At 47.9% G+C, this 19,327-nt stretch carries 15 protein-coding genes; 3 read left to right on the plus strand and 12 right to left on the minus strand.

The genetic code is table 11. The features are described 5' to 3' along the window. Positions 1–347 (minus strand): transposase (locus AYI87_RS18605; protein WP_144204163.1); only part of this gene is annotated, 347 nt, incomplete at its 3' end. A 351-nt stretch (positions 348–698) separates the two neighbouring features. Here AYI87_RS18605 and AYI87_RS18615 point away from each other — a divergent pair. Then, positions 699–1,883, plus strand: coding sequence for a Shedu immune nuclease family protein (locus AYI87_RS18615; RefSeq protein ID WP_144204165.1), 1,185 nt, complete (start codon positions 699–701; stop codon positions 1,881–1,883). Between the two features lie 560 nt (positions 1,884–2,443). Here AYI87_RS18615 and AYI87_RS18620 read toward each other — a convergent pair. From AYI87_RS18620 to AYI87_RS18630, 3 genes are all read right to left on the minus strand, one after another. Then, positions 2,444–4,447 (minus strand): methyl-accepting chemotaxis protein, encoded by a 2,004-nt coding sequence (locus tag AYI87_RS18620; protein WP_144204166.1) that lies wholly within the window; start codon positions 4,445–4,447, stop codon positions 2,444–2,446. A gap of 190 nt (positions 4,448–4,637) precedes the next feature. Then, positions 4,638–7,709 carry an efflux RND transporter permease subunit gene (locus tag AYI87_RS18625; protein ID WP_144204167.1) on the minus strand — a complete coding sequence of 1,024 codons (3,072 nt, stop codon included), beginning with the start codon at positions 7,707–7,709 and terminating at the stop codon, positions 4,638–4,640. A gap of 3 nt (positions 7,710–7,712) precedes the next feature. Then, positions 7,713–8,831, minus strand: coding sequence for an efflux RND transporter periplasmic adaptor subunit (locus AYI87_RS18630; protein WP_144204168.1), 1,119 nt, complete (start codon positions 8,829–8,831; stop codon positions 7,713–7,715). Between the two features lie 142 nt (positions 8,832–8,973). On the opposite strand from AYI87_RS18630, the gene AYI87_RS18635 reads away from it, so the two are divergent. Both AYI87_RS18635 and AYI87_RS18640 read left to right on the plus strand, forming a co-directional pair. Then, positions 8,974–9,585 (plus strand): TetR/AcrR family transcriptional regulator, encoded by a 612-nt coding sequence (locus AYI87_RS18635; RefSeq protein ID WP_144204169.1) that lies wholly within the window; start codon positions 8,974–8,976, stop codon positions 9,583–9,585. Between the two features lie 222 nt (positions 9,586–9,807). Beyond that, entirely contained in the window at positions 9,808–10,722 is a 915-nt protein-coding gene (locus AYI87_RS18640) for an outer membrane beta-barrel protein (RefSeq protein ID WP_144204170.1), read from the plus strand. Between the two features lie 122 nt (positions 10,723–10,844). Here the strand turns inward: AYI87_RS18640 and AYI87_RS18645 are convergent, their stop codons facing one another. The 8 genes from AYI87_RS18645 to AYI87_RS18675 form a co-directional block, all read right to left on the minus strand. Further along, a complete protein-coding gene (locus AYI87_RS18645; protein ID WP_144204171.1) occupies positions 10,845–11,417 on the minus strand; it encodes a chalcone isomerase family protein in 573 nt (190 codons plus the stop codon). A 32-nt stretch (positions 11,418–11,449) separates the two neighbouring features. Further along, positions 11,450–11,929, minus strand: a complete 480-nt coding sequence (locus tag AYI87_RS18650; protein ID WP_144204172.1) for a DUF2947 domain-containing protein — start codon at positions 11,927–11,929, stop codon at positions 11,450–11,452. Between the two features lie 809 nt (positions 11,930–12,738). After that, positions 12,739–15,222 (minus strand): 6-hydroxymethylpterin diphosphokinase MptE-like protein, encoded by a 2,484-nt coding sequence (locus AYI87_RS18655; RefSeq protein WP_144204173.1) that lies wholly within the window; start codon positions 15,220–15,222, stop codon positions 12,739–12,741. Between the two features lie 78 nt (positions 15,223–15,300). Beyond that, positions 15,301–15,840, minus strand: a complete 540-nt coding sequence (locus AYI87_RS21275) for an acyltransferase (protein ID WP_186300672.1) — start codon at positions 15,838–15,840, stop codon at positions 15,301–15,303. Positions 15,841–15,843: 3 nt separating this feature from the next. Next, on the minus strand, positions 15,844–16,602 hold the full coding sequence (locus AYI87_RS21280; protein WP_186300673.1) for an oxidoreductase: 759 nt from the start codon (positions 16,600–16,602) through the stop codon (positions 15,844–15,846). Continuing rightward, positions 16,596–17,294, minus strand: coding sequence for a cytidylyltransferase domain-containing protein (locus tag AYI87_RS18665; RefSeq protein WP_144204174.1), 699 nt, complete (start codon positions 17,292–17,294; stop codon positions 16,596–16,598). The genes AYI87_RS21280 and AYI87_RS18665 overlap by 7 nt, the downstream gene beginning before the upstream one ends. Beyond that, on the minus strand, positions 17,291–18,271 hold the full coding sequence (locus tag AYI87_RS18670; RefSeq protein WP_144204175.1) for a Gfo/Idh/MocA family protein: 981 nt from the start codon (positions 18,269–18,271) through the stop codon (positions 17,291–17,293). Before AYI87_RS18670 ends, AYI87_RS18665 begins: the two co-directional genes overlap by 4 nt. Continuing rightward, complete coding sequence (locus tag AYI87_RS18675; protein WP_144204176.1) at positions 18,268–19,326, minus strand: nucleotidyltransferase family protein; 1,059 nt, start codon at positions 19,324–19,326, stop codon at positions 18,268–18,270. Before AYI87_RS18675 ends, AYI87_RS18670 begins: the two co-directional genes overlap by 4 nt. Position 19,327: the final 1 nt, after the last annotated feature.

Here is a 19,327-nt window from a genome sequence, read left to right on the forward strand (position 1 = left end):
TTAATGATTGCCGAAAATTGAGCGATGACTGAAGCATCAATTCTGTCTGTTTTCGCCATGACACCGATAGCTTGGGCAAAGCGACGAACTTTGATTGGATTGACGATAACAACGGGTAAATTAGCTTTATCGCAGGCAAAGACAAAGGCATGCTCATAACGACCCGTCGCCTCAGTGACGATACGTTTTACCGGATGCTTCTTAAGTACCTGAATGACTTTCTGGATATGTTCAGGGTCATATGGGATAGATAAATGTAGGTCGAGTGGATGTAGAACGATATCGAGCTGTGACTTACCGACATCAACGCCGACATTGATTTCAGTTTGGTTTTTATGGTTGTTCATTATAAGCTTACTCTGCCTTGCTATACGGGCTCGAGGCCCCAATGACTGTTCGAGTTATTGCTAGGAGTTATGCAGCGCTACCCACTTGTTACCGGTCTCTCGTAAGAGGAGCCGCCATTCAATCGAGCTACTGCATAAAGACCCTCAACGGCCATTGAGGGTGGGCCTCCAATTTACCCTAAAATGGAACAGGATTAACCATACAAACTGCTCAAGAGGGCTTCGCAACGCGTGGCATTTTTACTATGCGTTGATTTTAGTGATTAATGTGGTATGCGGCGGCTTCGGTATTGCGTTGCTCACCCCTTAGCAGGGCGTTATGCATGATCAATATTCGAGAGAGGTTTAAGATTGGAATCTTTTTACACTAAGGAAGATGGCGAGATTCATTATTACAAGCTTCGCGAGAAAAGTGGGCCTGACACTATTTATGTTTCAAAGCTGGTCGAGTTTGAAAACAGTGTTACTGGCGAAAAGAAAAGTAGACGCGAAATTCGCAAAGTTTTTGGTGAGCCTGAATCAAGCGAGATTGTTCGTGTAAAAGGTGAATTCATTCTTAGAAGTTCACCAACCGGCAGAGACCAAATTAAGGTCATTGTCCATGAAAATGATAATAATCGTATTGGTTTCGTCCTTCAGAAGTTTCGAGGTGATACCGGAAATCCGATGAAAGAAACAAGCTTCAGTTTCTACGATAACGAATTCCATGAGCTTTTAGAGTTTCTTAATCTTGTAAGATTTATCGATCTTTCTGATACGAATAACTTCAAATTGAGCTTGTCCAACCTCAGAGATAAAGTTCTAGTTAACAAAGAAGATAAAGAGCTCCTAGACTCTTTCACTCACCTTGATGGTGAGCATCGTGTGAACTTTCTAGAGAAGATGCGAGAAAGTTCACTTACTAAACAGGATCTGGACATTTTAACCGGAAGGAAGGATGGGCTAACACTTTTCCATCAAAAGCTCTATATCGATAAAGATTGGAATGAAGCTCAATGGCAAGCATTCTTTGCAGAGAATACTTGGATATTTGGCTATGGACTCGATTACCGGTTTCTTTCTATTTTACAAAAAGAGGCTGCTGTATCAGGTGTCGATCTAGACGGGAAGAACACTGTAAATAGTGACTTTCTCATGGGGAGTACTGACTTTACGGTATTAGTTGAGCTAAAAAGGCCTGACACCTTACTATTTGAACATGGAAAGAACAGATCGCATAGCTGGAGGTTATCTCAATATCTTGTTCATGCCGTGTCACAAATACTGGCGCAAAAAGCAGCTTGGGAAATAAAGTCTTCAGAAACTAACTATGATGAAGAAGGCTTTTCAATTGCTCAAAAAACAAGCGATCCAAAAGCGATTCTAATTATTGGGCGCAAGGATGAGATTGCTGGCAATCCTAGAGATTATGAAATAAAAATGAAAACCTTTGAGTTGTACCGAAGGGATTCAAGAAATGTTGAAATACTCACTTATGATGAATTGTATGAGCGAGCATATTATATAGTTCATCAAGAGTTACCAAAAAATGCATAACAAGTTGCTGCAACGGACTCGTCAAACTGTCACTTTTTTTGCCCAAAACCCGGCAAAAAAAGCGCCAGTTCAACTCAGCGCTGAGCAAGGCGTTACTGATCAAATACTCTAACGCGTTTCTGTCCAATTTTGCTTTTAACAGTCTAGGGGGCTCAAACGCCGCCAAATCGAAGAGATGGGATTACCCAGTGTAGATATGGCTGAGAGTATCGAAAACAGGGATGTTTTCGTTAAGCGGTCAGGGATGACGTACAGCGTCTCGAAGCCGTATCTGCACATAAGCGAGCCGCAGGCTATTAACTACTACTAAGGTTCGACTCTAAACACATTTGCAGATCCCCATAGCGCCGAAGTAACAACGTTAAGAATGTTTATTCGCTCGTATGTCATCCATTTCAAGCCATAACACCTTCATTTAATTAACTTACCAGTGATTAAACTGTAGCGAGATGGCACTTCGTAAAATGCCCCACAGCACTGTGCTACTGCTATGTCAGCCAGACATAAAAAAAGCCGCTATTGAAGCGGCTTTTTTCGTTGAGATGAGCGTTAGCCAGAAGCTATGACTTAAACACGCTGATCTTCTGTTTGATCTCGGCAGCGATGTGGGAGAGGTTTTGGGCGGCGTCGACTGTGTCGCCGGCGCGCTGTTCGCCGTCGCGGGCGAGCTCGGTGATCTCATGCAGATTGCGGGTGATCTCGTCGGCCACGGCGCTCTGCTGCTCTGTGGCACTGGCGATGCTGCTCGACGCTATGGCCAGCTCCCCTATGCTTATGGTGATCTGGTTGAGGTTAGTTGCGGCCTCCTGTCCCTGGGCGGCGGAGGCGGTGCCCAGCTGGTGGCTCTGGCCCATCTGCTCGGCGGTGAGCTTGATCTGCTGTTGTAGCTGAGTGATGGTCTGGCTGATCTCTGAGATCGAGGTCTGGGTGCGCTGGGCCAGGGTTCTCACCTCATCGGCCACCACGGCGAAGCCGCGGCCCTGTTCACCGGCGCGGGCGGCCTCGATGGCGGCGTTGAGCGCCAGCAGGTTGGTCTGCTCGGCGATGCTGTTGATCACCTCTGTGACCTGGCTTATCGCCTCGCTCTCCTTGCTGACATTCTCGACGCTCATATGGCTGGCATCGAGCTGTTCGCTGAGTTTGCCAAGGCCCTGCACCAGTTGGTCGAGCTGCTGGTGGCCATCGCGGGAGGCGTTGTCGACCTGCTGGCTCTGGCTGGCGCCTTCGCTAGCATGGTTGGCCACGTCGCGCACCGAGGTAGACATCTCTTCGATGGCGGTGGCGATCTGATCGGTCTGCGCCATCAGCTGCTGGGCCTCTTCGCCGTTGAGTCTGGCCACTTCCTGGGCGCTGCTGGCCTGCTCCTCAAGCGTATTGACCGAGGCGCGTAGGGCGCCGACCAGCTCTCGCAGGCTCAGGGCCATCTGGCGGGCGGCGTGGGTGATTCTGTCGACCTCGTTGTCTGTGTCTGGGCTGACCTGTTCGAACTCTTGAGTCAGGTCACCCTTGCCGAGCTCGGTGAGCTGGTGCTGCAGGTGACGCAGCGGGCGCAGTGTCTTAATCAGCACCATGGAGAGCAGCAGGGTGATCAGCAGCACGCCCACGGCGGCGACGCCGGCATTGATGCTCAGCAGTTTCAGGCTCTCTTCGTTCAGCTCACGCTTCTTGGCTTGGCCGAGCAGGGTCCATTGCCAGCCGGGAATGGTAACGGCGTAGGCGTACATGGGCTCCTTGTTGCTATTGAGGTATTCGCTCTCCTGGCCGCCGCGTTTGGCCGCGTCAAGAGAGAGGCCGTCGAGTATCGCCTCGGTCAATATGGTGCCCGACTCCTGGTTGGGCTGGGCGATGATGGCGCTGTCCACGTTGCGGATCAGAGTGAAGTAACCCGACTCCTCCAGCTTGAGCTGGTTCATGGATCGTTGCAGCTCGGTCAGGGCCTCTGAGATATCGAAGCCGATATAGAGTATGCCTATGATGTCGCCCTGTGGGCCCGTGATGGGGCGATAGACAGTCATATAGTCTTTGCCAAACAGTCTGGCATAGCCTTCATACTCTTTGCCCGCCATCAGCGCGCCGTAGCCTGGGTGCTTCTTTCCCAGGTAGGTGCCCAGGGCGCGTTTGCCGTCGGCTTTTTTCAGCGAGGTTGAGATGCGGATAAAGTCGTCGCCGTCGCGTACGAAGACGGTGGCGTTACCGCCGGTGAGGTTGGAGTAGCGATCAACCTTACTCTTGGAGGCGTTGATCTGTTCGCGCTCGTGTACCAGGGCCGGAGTGGGCTTCCCCATGACCATGACGGTCTTATCTGGCTTGAAGAACTGACCAGGGTACATGGCTCTGAGCACATCGGCGTTGCGTCTGGCGAGAGACAGCAGGCTGTTGTACTCGAGTTCAATCAGGTCGGCGGTGCTGTGCATCTGCGCTTTTACAGCCGTCTTACCTTTATCTTCCAGCACGTTGGCGGCTGTGATGTAGGAGACGCTGCTGATAATGGCAAATACGACGACGGTAAGGATCAGGGCAAGTGCGCCTATCTGTTTGGCGATAGGCCAGTTTTTATAGTTCATTATGGTAATCCACCTTGTGGTTAGACTGTCGCTAATGTAACTAAGGTGGTGCGAGATTGTTTTGACGCAGGTCTATTTCGGTAAAGGAAAAATTGCCCCAGGCCTCGGCGATTAGTCTAAATATGCACTGGATCACCCTGGGCGGGCGAGCCAGTGCATCTTGTGATTAGCGAGCTGACAAGGCAGCTCTCTAGCTGGGCTGCAGTGCGGGCACGGGCGCCGCCTGGCGCTTGGTCATCAGCAGCTGGTACATGGTCGGCACCCAGACCAGCGACAACAGTGTGGTGAGCGCCGTGCCGCCAGCGATGGCGATGGCAAACGGTGGCCAGAAGCCGCCACCTGAGATGATCAGCGGCAGGAAGCCGCCTATGGTGGTGATGGTGGTTGAGCCGATATGGCGGCCGCAGCTGCTGACCACAGCCACTATGGCTGGGATGCCTGCCTCACGCTTATCTGGCATATCCTCAAGCTCCGCCAGTATCACGATAGCGGCGTTGATCGCTAGACCCATCAGGCCCAGCAGGCCGATGATCACAGTAAAACCGAAGGGATAGTTAAACAGGTAGACGGCGAGTAGGCCAAGGCCTGCCGACTGCACCGCGCTCAGCAGTATGATGCCGGTCAGGCGGAAGGAGTTGAACGACAGCACCACGGTCGCCAGCAGCAAAGTGATCACCAAGACTATGTTGGACAGCAGGTTACCCACGGCCTCGTTACGCTTGGCGCTCTCGCCGCCCACCTCGATGCGATAACCGGCGGGCAGGGTGAGGGCGTCGATACGCGTCTTGGCCTGGTTGAGCACCTGCTGGGGCAGCACATCGCTCTCCAGGTAGGCCTCTATGGTGTTGACCCTTTGGCCGTCACGTCTGGGGATGGCGCCCAGGCTGACGTCGGTACGGCTGCTGGCCAGCGCCGAGAGCGGGATGCCGACGCCGTTGCTTGACAGCAGGTTGATCTGTGACAACTCGGTCTGCTGTTCGCGCATCAGATCTTGGGTGCGTACCCGGATCGGCAGCGACTCCGTCTGTTCCAGTATGCTGCCGCCGTTGATGCCGGTAGTGGCCATCTGGATCTGGTTGGCGATATCCGTCAGGCTCAGGCCGCTCATCTTGCTGGCGTCTTCGTTTACCTGAAACCATACCTTAGGCGCGCCGGCGCTCAGGGTGGCGCGGGTGTGCAGCACGTGATCTGTGGTGATCAGAATACGCCGCACCTCATCGCCAATCTCCCTTAAAGTATCTAAGTTGTGGCCGTAGATGCGTAGCTCCACGGGGGCATTGAACGGCGGGCCCTGCTCTAGCTTACGCACCAGGATCTGCGCCTCGGGGAACTCGGTGTCGAGCTGTGTCTGCAATCTTGGGATCAGCTGGTTGGCGCGCTCGAAGTCGGCAACCTTGATCATCGCCTGGGCATAGTTGGCCGCCCCTTGCTGACGCTGCAGAAGGTTGTAGTAGAAGGAAGGCGCATTGCCGCCAATCACCCAGTCGAGCCTCTGCATCTCGCCGGTGGCCCTGAGCTTGGCATCGATACGCTCTACCAGGGCGCGGGTGTTTTCGATACTGGACTGGGGCGCCAGGTGCACCTCTATCTGGAACATGTCCCTGTCTGACGGCGGGAAGAATTGCTCCGTCATCTGCCCCGAGGCGATAAAGCCAGTTATGGGCAATATGCCTATCACCACACCCGCCAGTAGCGGGCGTTTGAGGGCGATATGCAGTGTAGTGCTAAAGGCGCGGGCGATGATGGGGAAGTTGACCCCGCGCTGATACCAGTGCGTGGCGTCGCCCTCGGCGCCGAAGCGGCCGGCGAAGCCGGCGATCAGCGTGTGGGAGATGAGGTAGGAACCCAGCAGGGCGAAGATCACCGAGATAGCGATACCGCCGACAAATTCTCCCGCGGCCCCCGGCATGAGGATGATGGGGGTGAAGGCCAGCATGGTGGTGATGGTAGAGCCCGCCAGCGGCAGCCAGAGATGTTTGAGGGTCTCGCCGACGGCGCTGAGGCGACCCAGCCCCTGGCGGCGACGCTGGGCGATGGCATCGACGATGACGATGGCGTTATCCACCATGATCCCCAGTGCCACCACCAGGCCGGTCACCGACATCTGATGAATCGGCAGGCCGACATATTTCATGCAGGCCAGGGTGAAGAGGGCGGTCAGCGGCAGCGACAGGGAGACGATCACCGCGTTGCGCAGTCCCAGGGTCAGCATGAGCACCACAAGAATGATGATGAAGCCCAGCAGCAGGCTGGCGATCAGGTCGCTCAGGCGGGTGGTGGTATAGCCCTCTTGATCGAACAGCCACTGAATTTCCACGTTGGAGGAGAGATCCCCTTGCACCTTCTCGACCACGCGATGCACCTGCTGCAGCCAGAGGTCGACCCGGGTATTGTTGAGCATGCGAGCCGACACCATGATCCCCTGGGCCTGCTCTATGAGGGCGATGCTGGCGGCCGGAGTCTTGGGCTGGCGCTGCACGCTGGCGACCTCGCCCAGGCGTATGATTTGACCGTTTTCATCGACCTTGAGTGGCACCTGTCTGATGCGGGTGACAGAGTCCAGCTCACCTGAGACCTCCACCAGGGCGCGAAAGGCGTCGTTGGTGATCTCACCGGCGGACACCTTAGTATCGGCGTTAGCCAGGATCTGGGCGATGGCGGCGGCGCTCAGACCGATGCGGTTGACGTTCTGTGCGTCTATTTGCACCAGGATCTCTTCGGTGGGGGCGCCATAGAGTTTCACGAAGTCTGTGCCCGGGATCAGCCTGAGTTGACTCTGTAGCTCCTTGGCGTAGCGGTTGAGGATATCCTGGCGCGGCTCGCCCGCACCTTGCCACACCAGACCCAAAATGGCGGTGTTGGCATAGCCCAGCTGATCATCCAGCAGGGCATTTTGCGCCGCGGGGGGCAGCAGGTTCTTGGCATCGTTGATGAGATCCCTGGCCCTTGACCAGACGGGGTCTGTCTCTGTGATCCTATCCTTTAGCTCTAGCTGGATGACGGAGATCCCCGGGCGTGAGGTAGACTGCACCAGTTTTAATTCTTCCAGGCGTCTGAGTTGATTCTCCAGTACCTCGGTGACCAGGGCTTCGACCCGCTCCGCCGAGGCGCCCGGGTAGTGGGTGACCACAGAGGCGAATCGGTTGGTGATGCTAGGATCTTCCATGCGGGGCAGGCTGGTGATGGCGCCAAGGCCGGCGACGATCAGCAGGGCGATCACCAGGCTGGCCAGACGACCATTTTCGACTAAGGCTTTTATCATGACTTACCTCGTCGCCACTTGGGTGTTGAGCATGACGCGCTCGCCCACCACCACCTTGTGCAGGCCCTGGGTGACGAAGCGCTCATCTTCGCTTATCGCCCCCTGGATGAAGGCCTGATTGCCACGGGTATAGAGGATCTCTATGTCGCGCCGCTCGATAAGGAATTGATCCGGCTGTTGTTCAACCAGCACATACAGGTTCCACAGGCCGCGCAGGCCGTCGGTGAGCGAGGAGATGGGCACCCAGAAACCGGCGGTATTGACTGTCTTGTTGTAATGCAGATAAGCCAGCTCGCCGTTGATCACCTTAGCATCGGTAGGCAGGGTCAGGCGTACGGGTACGGTACGCGTCACAGGATTGACCTCGGCGCCTATGCCGGCCACGGTGGCGAGATAAGGGGTCTCTTTCACCGTCAGGGTAAGCAGCTGGCTGTCTTGCAAACTTTGGGCGAGCCCTACGGGGACGCCGACGATGGCCTGGGGATTGTTGTGTTGGAGCAGGGTAAATAACGGGGCGCCCAGGGCGACCACCTCGCCTAAGTTATTGTTACGTTTGGCGATAATACCATCAAAGGGGGCGACCAGGGTGGACTTATCGATCCGCAGGGCGTTGGCCTCAATGGCGGCGCGCAGACGTTGCTCGGCGGCTTGCAGGCTGCTGAGTTGTCCCTTGAGTTCGTCCAGTTGCTGGGCCGAGGCGTAGCCCTGTTGTTTCAGGGCTTGGCTGCGCTTGAGGGTGCTCTGGGCCAGCTCTCTGTCGGCACGGTTTTGCGCAAGGCTTGCTTGCAGCTCGCGCTTCTCGGCTTCAAGCAAGGAGGTGTCCAGCTGGGCCAGTAGGTCGCCCTGCTTGACATGATTACCACTGTCGACCGCCAGGTGTTTGATCTTACCCGCCAGCTCGAAGCCGATGGCCGTGGTATTGCCGGCGCGTATGCTGCCGGTGAATACCTGCTCCGTGTCATAGTTGGTCGAGCGGATCAGGCGCTGACTGGAGACCTTGGGGAAATGTTCGCTGTCGAGGGCGCTGCTGCTGGACTCATCCTGTTGGCAGCCGCTGGCCGCGAGGCTGAGGCTGCTCCATAACAACACCCTGGCGAGGGATTTGGCGGTAAAGATCGTCATACTGATACACTTCCGTGGTTAACAGTTGGTGAATAAATCGTTAAACTAGACTTGTTAGTCTAATTTGCAAAAACTGGACTGTCTAGTCTAGTTTGTGTATAAATATGTCGTGATTAAAATGAAGACCTTATAGGACGTTTCAATGGTACAAACACCCCTTAGCCGCAGTGAACAGAAGAAGGCGCAGATATTACACGCCGCGATTGAGCTCTTCTGTGGGCAAGGATTTCCCAATACCAGCATGGATGAGGTCGCGAAGTTGGCGGGCGTCTCTAAACAGACCGTCTATTCGCATTTTGGCAGCAAGGATGATCTGTTCGTTGCATCAATCGAATCTAAGTGCGTCGTGCATCAGGTGACGGCCGAGCTGTTTACCAGCCCCCAGAATCCTGAGCAGGCACTGCTGCATTTCGGTAACTATTTTGGTGAGATGATAGTGTCACCCGAGGCGATAGAGGTGTTTAAGACCTGTGTGGCCCAGGCCGATACCCACCCGGAAATTTCGGCGCTGTTTTTTAATGCCGGCCCAGAGTTTCTGCTGAATCTGCTGGAGAATTACTTCGAGCAGGTGGAGAAACTCGGCGAGTATCATTTTGGCGATCTGCGCCATGCCTCGGTGCGTCTGTGTATGATGCTGTTTGGCGAGATGCGTCTCAAGCTAGAGCTAGGCTTACCGGTCGAGGATCTGACTGCTAAGCGCCCGGCCTACATCAAAGAGACGGTGAGCATGTTCCTGCGCGCCCATCGAGTCTAGGCGCTGGCAATTTTAGTTCAAAGCGCGGCTTTAATCAGATTTTTAGCCACGCTTTTAGTAGCAGAGCTTGCCGTTTTTAAAGGGAAAGTGATCTTTTCGCTAGTCTGGTCGTACTAAGCTTGAGTGTACTAACTTTATGATTGGAATTTGGTCGGGTGCCCACATTGAAATCGCGCAGCCGGCCAAATCTTAAGAGCAACTGAGTAGCCCCAGGGAGAGGGTATGAAGCCAAGCCTATTATCTCGCAATAAGTTCAACGCCCTGTTTCTAGGGTTAACCTGTCTGACGGCCGTTTCCGCCCAGGCGGCCCAAGGGGGAGCGCGACAGGCGTCGCCCCTGACCCTGTCGGTATCGCGCATCGGCGTCGGTGAGGCCGATGTGGGTGACAGCGGCCTGGCATTGCAGCGCGACACCTGGCTGTTCGGCGCCAAGACCAGCTATGCCTTGAATCGTCAATGGTCGCTGAGTGCCAGCATTAGTTATGACAGGCTGGATTATGACTGGAGCGGCCGCGGCGCCTCACTGCTGGGTGGTAATCTGGCGCCCTGGTCCAATGTGGACAGGTATGGGGTTGGCCTGGGGGTCAGCTTTCGTCCCAACAATCGTTGGCTGTTCATGCTGGCGCCTAAGCTGCAGTACGCCTATAGCGAGGGCACCTCATCGTCCAATGCCCAAAGTTATGGAGTGGTCGCCTCAGGCATGTATCGCTTCAATGGCGGCAACATGTTGGGCCTCGGGGTCGCCTATCTCAATGACATCTCCGAGGTGCGCACCTTGCCTTATCTGGCGGTGAACTGGCAGATAACCGACAAGCTTAAGCTTGCCAACCCCTTCTCGGCAGGCTTTAGCGGCCCCGCCGGCCTGGAGCTGAGCTATCAGTGGTATGAGTCGCTCGATGTTGGCGTCGGCAGCTCGAAGCGAACCCAGAAATTCTTGGTAAAGGATGAGGATGTGACCCTGGAGATAGACGAATGGGTTGGCTTTGTCAGGGCGGGGTGGCAGGCGAGCGAGCCACTCAAATTTGATGCCTATCTGGGCTATTTCTTCAACGGTGAGATAGAACTCTCCTCGCCGAAAACCCAGGAGTCGCTGGAGAATCAGCTGGCACTGGCGTTTTCCGCCCAGTATCGATTCTAGGGTGCTAATGTTGAATCAGAAAATGTGATGAACACAAAAATGGCCTGAACATACCGTCAGGCCATTTTTTTATGATTTTTCATCTAGTTTTCAGTTAGCTACCGGCTGGCTTCAGCTATTGCTTACTCGCCTAGCATTGCCCGCTTGAGACTCTTCTGCGCTGGCTTGTCGCCAAGCCAGATCTTCAGCAGCGCTTTACGAAAGGCCTCACCTTCGACCGTGGCCTGCTTTTCGCCATTCTTATAGGCGGTGACGCCAAGATCTTTTACTGCCTCCAGGGTAAATTGATCCCCCTCGGCAATCGGCGCCGAGAACAGGGCCATGAAGGCATCTATCTGGGGTTGAATCGCCTGAGGCTCTCCGTCTGTGGCGTCGTCAAAACCTTCGATGATCGCATCTTGCATCTTCTCAGAGGTGATCATGCCTGAGACGATATTCAAGCGAATCGCGACGCTAGGGGCGTTGAGTACGCTCTCCAGCGTTTGGCTCGGGCTCGGGGTATATAGGCTGCCCACATAGAGATCCATAAAGAACTTGCTGCGAATGCCGGCGCCGTTAAGCTGCAAGGCTTGTTCGCTTAGGATTATTTCGTCGGCGAGGGGCATGTCTGCCAGTGTTTTGGCGGCCAGAGGGGCACTGAGCATCGCACTGGTCACTGCGCTGATAAGGAGCAGGTGGCGTAGGAGGGACTTCATATAACCTCTTATAAATATTGTGATAGTAACGGTTAGCCGCGTTTACCCAGCTGATATTGACCGCTTTGATGGAAGAAGGCGGCCTGTTTCTTCTTGGGGGCGATCAGCAGTGGGCCGTCATCGAAGAAGAGAAAACATTTCCAGTTGCGCACAAAGACGTCCCAGCGGGTCTCGATGATCTGGTACTTGTCGTAGCAGAAGTAGACTTGCGTTTCGTCTTGCCAATCGAAGTGGCCCTGAAACAGCTCGGGCAGGGCGGGGGAGTCGCTGTCCCAGGCGCTCTGCCAGTGATCGGTTTCCTGCCAGGCATCGCCTTTCGCGGCCCAGTCGCCCTTGGCAAACTGATCGCTGCGGCTACTCTTGTTACTCACCCACTGGTTCCACACCGTCATGGATGATTTCTGATCCAGCGGCTTGATGCAGGCCTTGTCTTCATCTGTGACAGGAAGATCTTTATGGTTAAAGATCCATTTGCGTTTGTATTGTTCGAGTGGGATATAGGTGTGCGCCACAGGGCCTCGCTATCGGCTGTAAGTTATTAACGCCAGACATTATACGGCGTGCCACAGGACAAGGGAAACGGCGCCGCGGGATAATTTTGCCCTCGGCGCCGAAAAAGCTTAGGGCCTGAGCTGCCCCAGGTAGTTGAGCGCCGCCTGATTATGCTCATCCAGCATGAGGACATTTTCGAAACAGGAGGCTACGTTCTACGTTCATTTGACTGACTTCGGCTAGAAAAACTCCCGATTTTGGCATTACAAGAGTGTAATATTTACGTAAAAATGCAATCTATGAATTAAAAACACTATCCGAAAATCATATAAACTAAAGTCAGATGTTAAAATTTAGCCATTTTTCATTTTTAAAAGACTTATTGTGTCTGGGAAACTTAGAATATCTAAACTTTGCATGATTTCATCAACAATATCGGAAAAACTAGACCGGTGTTGAAGGACAACTTGGTACACTTGAAAACATAAGACTATATATTCTTGAGTTGATTTTTATTTTCAGCCCTAAACCACCTACTTCAGTAGGTGGTTATCATCATTTAGGCTTAGCCTGTAATTCGCATTGATGGATAGATGCAGTTACCCATCGAACGGGGCGGTGTAATCACTTTCCCAATGCTATAAGCAGGCTAAATAGAGCCTAAAATAGGTTGGGTAAATAAATAGACGCTTTTGGCCCCCTTTGAGGGGGCTAATACAAATCCACCTTCTTCAGAAGGTGGATTTTTACAGATAGACGTCTTAAATTATTTAGCGTTAGTCTAATATACAAAAAAATCAACTTTGTGCACAAGTGTGTGCTAACGTTTTTAAAGTTTACTAATATAATCCTTTGCAACTTGATTGTTTGGATCCGCTTTTAGTGCATGATAGAAAGCTGCTTTCGCACTCTCTAATTGTTCAATTTCAATCATAAATGAACCAAGTTTAATCCATATAGTTACGTCTTCTGGGTACTTATCCAAATAGTCTAAATACAGATTAATTGATTCTTGGGATTTTCCTTGAAGTTTTAGAATGTGAGCATACTGAGGAATATATTCATCTATATATTCTGATAGTCTCGATAGTGCTAGTTCGGCAGTATCTATATATCCTAGTTTTAATGCAAGTAGACATATTTGCTTTAATTCTACTTCAGTCTGTAAATTCTCGTCTAAATCGAGTAATACTGACAGTGCTTGATTAATTTTATGCTCTAAAATTAACTGGTGGCTATAAGCTAGGTGATAAAGTCGCTTCGCTGAATCATCGTCTTTTGCAAGTATTTTAAGGTTTGATGATATTTTAACTAGCCCTGTATGATCATTATCTCTAATAAGAACGATGATCTTTTCAAACACATTCTCCATAGAGGCTGATTTCTTGACTGTATCTATATACTCTTTGGGTTTAATGGTTAGTTGTTCTTGATATTCATGACGAATAGAATCCAACAACTTACTATATCTCTCTAGTTGCTGAGGATTTTCTTTTATATTTTCATATGATTTCCAATTAGGATGATTCTTGAGCCATATATTGACACGACCTTGCTGTTGCTCTTTTCGCCAAAACATTACTAAGTCTGTTATATCTGCATCCTTAGATAGTTCACTAAATCTATATGTAAGCCTTGTTTGTGCATCTTTTGACAGTAAAAGTAGTTTTTTAGATATTTTTTTAAATGCGGTATAGTAATTGATTGTCATCTGCAGCATATGGCGAGAATCCCAATCATCAGCTTTTTTTGTTGTTAAAAAGCTTGCAAACTCAGGAAAACCATAGGTTTTAATTAATGCAGATACACTTGAATAATCTTTATTCAATTTGTTATCTATAATCTCAATTTTTCTGATACTCTTTTTAGTGACTTTTTCACCTGTTAATTTTTGAGTTAGATCTAATGCCTCTGAGGAAAGTTTTATTATGTTGGTCAATGTTTTTATAAGCCTGTCTATTTCCCTCTTAGCTTCAACTATATCTTGCACTTTATCTTCTATACTCATATCGGTAATGGAATCGAGAAGTTGTGAAGGCGAGCATTCGATAGGTGATAAGGATATTTGGTCTGGATTTTTGTATTCTATCCCTTTAACCTTGGCGGCATTTGGTGATAGATTAATAAATTCAATTTTAGGGTTGTCTTTTGATTCCTCTTCCAATGCCTCCATTGCTAATTTTAGTTGAATGACAGTTTCTGCTTTTTCGCCACAATATGTATCGACCCATTCACCCATAATACCTAAGTTCGGGCCCAGAGTTGATTCAACAGAATCTTTTGTATGGGTAAACCCGGTATTTGTAAAGCAAAGATCTACGCCTGTGAGTAAGATTTTTGAAAACCCCATATTTGTTGCTAGATAGACAGATGCATTGGTTACCGTTGGCCCTAACGTTTTTATATTTTTTGTATTCTCTATTTGCCATGGATACCTATTATCTAAATATAGATTTTTACCAGGCCATTGACCTAGTAATCTGGAGTTCACATGAAATGAGTTAACAAATAAACTGGAATCGGCTAAAGACATCATGTCCCTATTCACTTCAAAGCTAAAATCATATGGATCAACAGAAACAATGATATGTGGCGTAACTCCTTCTTTGTATAACTTCCCTGCGATACGTGATACTGCAATAATAAATAGACTCTCTCTGTTACGTTTAATCCAATTTATAGTATTATCTAAAGATGGGCCCCCAGCAACCACAAGACAAGTGTGCCCGATAAATTTATTAGCTAAAAAGGATGCAGGAATTACGTTTTCAGAAATGTTCTTAAACTGTTCTTCGAAATATTTCTGTTGTGAAGAACTTATACTTTGTTCTAAATGTTCCGCTTCAAGTAATTTTATTATTTGAGTGTTTAAAATACTGTATTCAGGCAGATGACTTGATGTTGCACCTAAACTTCTGTAATGTTTAAAGTTATTTTTAAGTATATAGATTCCATATGTTATAGATGGGAAGTTTTCGTTGAATTCGTCATAATTATAAATGAATAAATTATCTTTTAGTTCTAATGGGATATCAATATTTAGGAGGCTAAGCACTTCATCTAGCTCAACAAAAATAAAAATACTGCCTTTGGGAATGCCTTTTTCAATCAGATAGTTGACAAGTAAGCCAGAATCCAAGCCCACTATAACTTGCAACATATCTTCCTTTGCAAAGTCATCTTTGAATTTCTTATCGTATTGAGTTTTAGAATCAACCGATTCAAAAATATTTCGATTAACACTGGGAAGGTAGTATTCATTAAATCGACTGATACAGAAAGTACTTTGTATATTTGATTCAGCTAAATGCATTTGGTCTCCATTAAACTCAATTAACCTATGTCGATGTTTAGAAGTCTTTTTGGATTGTAACAAACATCCATATTGTATTTATCTTATATTTCTAATAATTTTAGCTGGTTGTCCTGCAACAACAACATAAGGAGGAACATCTTTAGTTACGACTGATCCTGCCCCTACAACGCTATTTTTTCCTATGGTGACGCCGGGTAAAACAATAGCATTTGCTCCAATCCATGCACCGGTACATATAAGGACTGGTTTTACAGATTTATGCCCTTGAAAAAAAATGGGTAGACTAGGGTCGTTAAATTCATGGTTGGACGTATATATATGGACTCCAGAACCTATCAAAACAAAGTCTTCAATGGTTATATTGACCAATTTCTCCCCATGTTCAGAGCCAAAAAGCATGGTTCCTGGCCTTAGAACGACCTCTTCACCAATAGCAATATGATCGGAACATATGGCATAGCTGCCAGGTCTCATCACACTGTTTTTGCCAAATTTAGCATATTTTCTTTCACACAACCATCTACCAAGCCGTTTGGAATGTAGAAGAAAGTGAGTCAGAGGGATATCAGGTCCTATGCGTTTTACGTTAAGCCAATATTTAAGTTTCTTAAGCATAATTTATAGTGTGAATCCGTCATCTACGATGATATTTTGTCCAGTAACGTATTGAGATTGCTGTGATAGTAAAAAAATAATTGTACCAGTTAGGTCATTAGGCGAAAGCATGCCATGTCCGTGGGTTGACTTTTTATATGCCTCTATAAAAGAAATTGGTTGGTGATCAAATATTCCGCCAGGGCTAATACTATTGACTCTAAAACGACTATCTTTAACAAATGCAGCGACATATTTATTAAGATGGAGTAATGCAGATTTGATGGCCGCGTATTCAATGGGCATTGTCATTGTCGTGCCCTCATAGATAGAGAATTTTGGCGCTACGATACCATAGATAGATGATACATTTACTACCGATAGAGGTGATTGTTGTCGGATAAATAGCGCTGCACATTGTTGCATAAATAGAAATGAAGAGCCTAAATGCAATGAAAGATTTTCGTTAAAACTATCTAATTTTACTTCCAAGAAGTTAGTGCCATATTGTGTATTTCGTGGGTAGGTACAATTAACTGCACCTGAAATTTCATTTTGTTCCAAAAAAAACTGTTTTACTTCAATTTCATTTGTGACATCTAAGGCTGCTAAAGTTAATGAGTCATTATTCGTTTTTATTAACTCTTTAAATTTCGATTTCATGCTAGAGACTGATAAGTCTGCGGCTATGACTTTAGCACCTTGTGCGAGTATTGCAGCTGTAAGTTGAGAGCCTAGAAGACCTGCTGCTCCAGTAATTAGAATCGTTTTTCCTGTTAGCATAGCTGTCCCTTACTGCTTAAAATGGCTTCGGCTAATTTAAAGTCATAGATATCATCGATATCGATAGCTCTCTCTTTTGGAATGATGACATGAGTTACTTTTCCAGCGAAAAGACCGTTGTTCTTCATAATGTAGTTCGGCCTGGCAACATAAGCAACTGTTGTAATATCATAAACCTGAGGAGCATCTTGACGTCGATAGACTTCTGCTGAACCAGTATTAACTAACTCCACATTGCCTGAAGTAGTCTCTTTAATCATATTAAAGTATGGACTACGGTTGGCCGGGGTAGTTGAGATACAAATATCTGCTGCAGTGTGATTAAGCTTATCCATCGCAGACTCAACATCTTCTATACTTCTTAGTGGGCTCGTTGCTGGTAAGCTAATAAATTGTTCAAATTCACCATATTTGCTAGTCACCCAATTAATGGCATGTTGCCAAGAAAGCCATTCTGGTGAATCATCTGAGGCCAAATGCGTAGGCCTGTTTATCACCTCTGCTCCAGCAGCCAAACCAATTTCGGCAATTTCAGTATCATCGGTTGAGATAAATACCTTATCTATATTCGCGACTTTAAGAGCGGTCTCGATGGAGTATACGATCAGAGGTTTGCCCAATAAGTCTTTCGTGTTCTTTCTTGGAAGCCCCTTAGAACCTCCTCTAGCAAAAATAAAGGCGTATCGTGTCATTGTACGACTCCCCATTTCGCTTTTTGTTTGATTTTAGCGACTAATGCTATGGTTTTATGTGCTTCTTCTAGCGCTGAATATGAACATTCATTGTTTTGAATACGTGATATAAATTCAGTCACCATGTTCAGATACATTTGGTTCTTATCCCATTTGGGCTGAGAGTACAGTATTTGTGTACCTTCATGATTGTGGTGAGTAATGGTATTGGTGATTAAGTTCCAATGCAGCCTGCCTTTTGCCCCTATAAATGCACACTCTCTTTGGGCTTGCTTTTGGATGAAATCCATGTGGATATAACAGACCGTTCCCCTTTGAGTTGTTAATATTAGATCTGCGATTTCTTCAACGTCTAGAGCAAGCTCATTTGTGGATCTTAGTTGAGCGTAATTTAGTTCTAACGGACCTAATAACCAATGCAAATAATCCAATTCATGACTCAATTCTAACAGAGCACCACCGCCAAGAGATTTTTGAGCGGAGACTGATTCCGTGTAATGTTTGTTGGGGCGCCAATCAGGCAAATATTGCCCTACAGTTGCTGAGCAGTTATAGATTTCACCGATAAAGTTTTCAGATATCAGTTGCTTGATGACAATTGCGGAACTGAGATATCTTAAGCAATACCCAATTGCAATTTGACTAGAATATTGTTGAGTGAGCGATATAATTCGATCGGCACTTTCTGGTTCTGAGGCTAATGGTTTTTCTATTAGTACTGGAATTTTATTTTTAATTAGAGCGCTGGCATGAGCCTCATGAAAAGGAGAGGGGGAGGCAATAATGACCAGTTCAGGTTTACTATCGATAAGTTTGGTCATATCAGATAGTACAAGGTCAGCAAATTCTACTGGCTCATTTACAACTCTTCCACTGGCAGAAACTGCAATGATACTCGCTTTTGGAAAGAGTAATTTTAGGTTTTGTCTATGTCGTCTGGCAATGTTGCCAAATCCGATAACCGCAAGGATATTCATTCTTCAAAACCGATAGCGCAAATATCGACTTGGGCTTGTTTAAAGTCATCCATACGACCTATATCTAGCCAGTATTCATGTATTGGAAACATGAGTACTTGTCCTTTATCCGCAATTTTTTTCTCTAATAATGTGGGCATATCAATATAAGTATCAGCTGAAACACTTTTTATAATATCTTGATTGATGACATAAATTCCCGCATTAACAAAGAATCGTTGTACAGGTTTCTCTACCATATCAGTTATGCGATTCCCTGTGCCGCTGATCACTCCATAAGGGATCTGATAATCGTATTCTCGAACACACATAGTCGCATCGGCATTATTTTCATGATGAAACTTAAGTAAAAGTTGAAAATCCACTTTAGTTAAAATATCGCCATTCATGACTATTACCGGTAACTGTGGCAGTTCTTTGGGGAGTAATCCGATGGCCCCTCCAGTTCCTAATGGTTTTTCTTCGTGAACATAGTTGATCTTCACATTCCATTGACTACCATCACCGAAATACGCCCTAATTTGTTCTGGCATATAGTGGGTTGAGATATAGAAATTTGTAAATCCAGCTTGGATAAAATTCGACAGTGCAATCTCTAACAGTGGCCTATTACCCACTTTTAGCATTGGCTTTGGACACTTATCTGTTAGCGGTTTGAGACGCGTTCCAAAGCCGCCAGCCATTATCAGTACTGGATTCTTATAATAGGATTGCTGTTGGGCACTTTTTAATGTCTCTAAGCCTACAAGAATATTATCTTTAACCAGTGGAATCGATAAAATACTGTGTTGTTGCATTAATTGAAGCAGCTTTTTCTTTGACGTTGAAGGCGAAGCTGTTTTTGGACTAGTGTTCATTACTTCTGTCACTCTAGCATCAAGCGATAGATTTTTGAGCAGCCCCCTACGAATATCGCCATCAGTGATAATGCCTAATAGACGTTGATTGTCATCGGTAACTAAAGCAACTTGAAGTGCCTGTGAATTTATTAGCTGTAAGGCATCTCGGAGTGTCTTTTCCGGTGATATTGTCACATTTTTCAATATTTGACTCATG

It is taken from the genome of Shewanella sp. KCT (genome assembly GCF_007636505.1).
Taxonomy (GTDB): domain Bacteria; phylum Pseudomonadota; class Gammaproteobacteria; order Enterobacterales; family Shewanellaceae; genus Shewanella; species Shewanella halotolerans.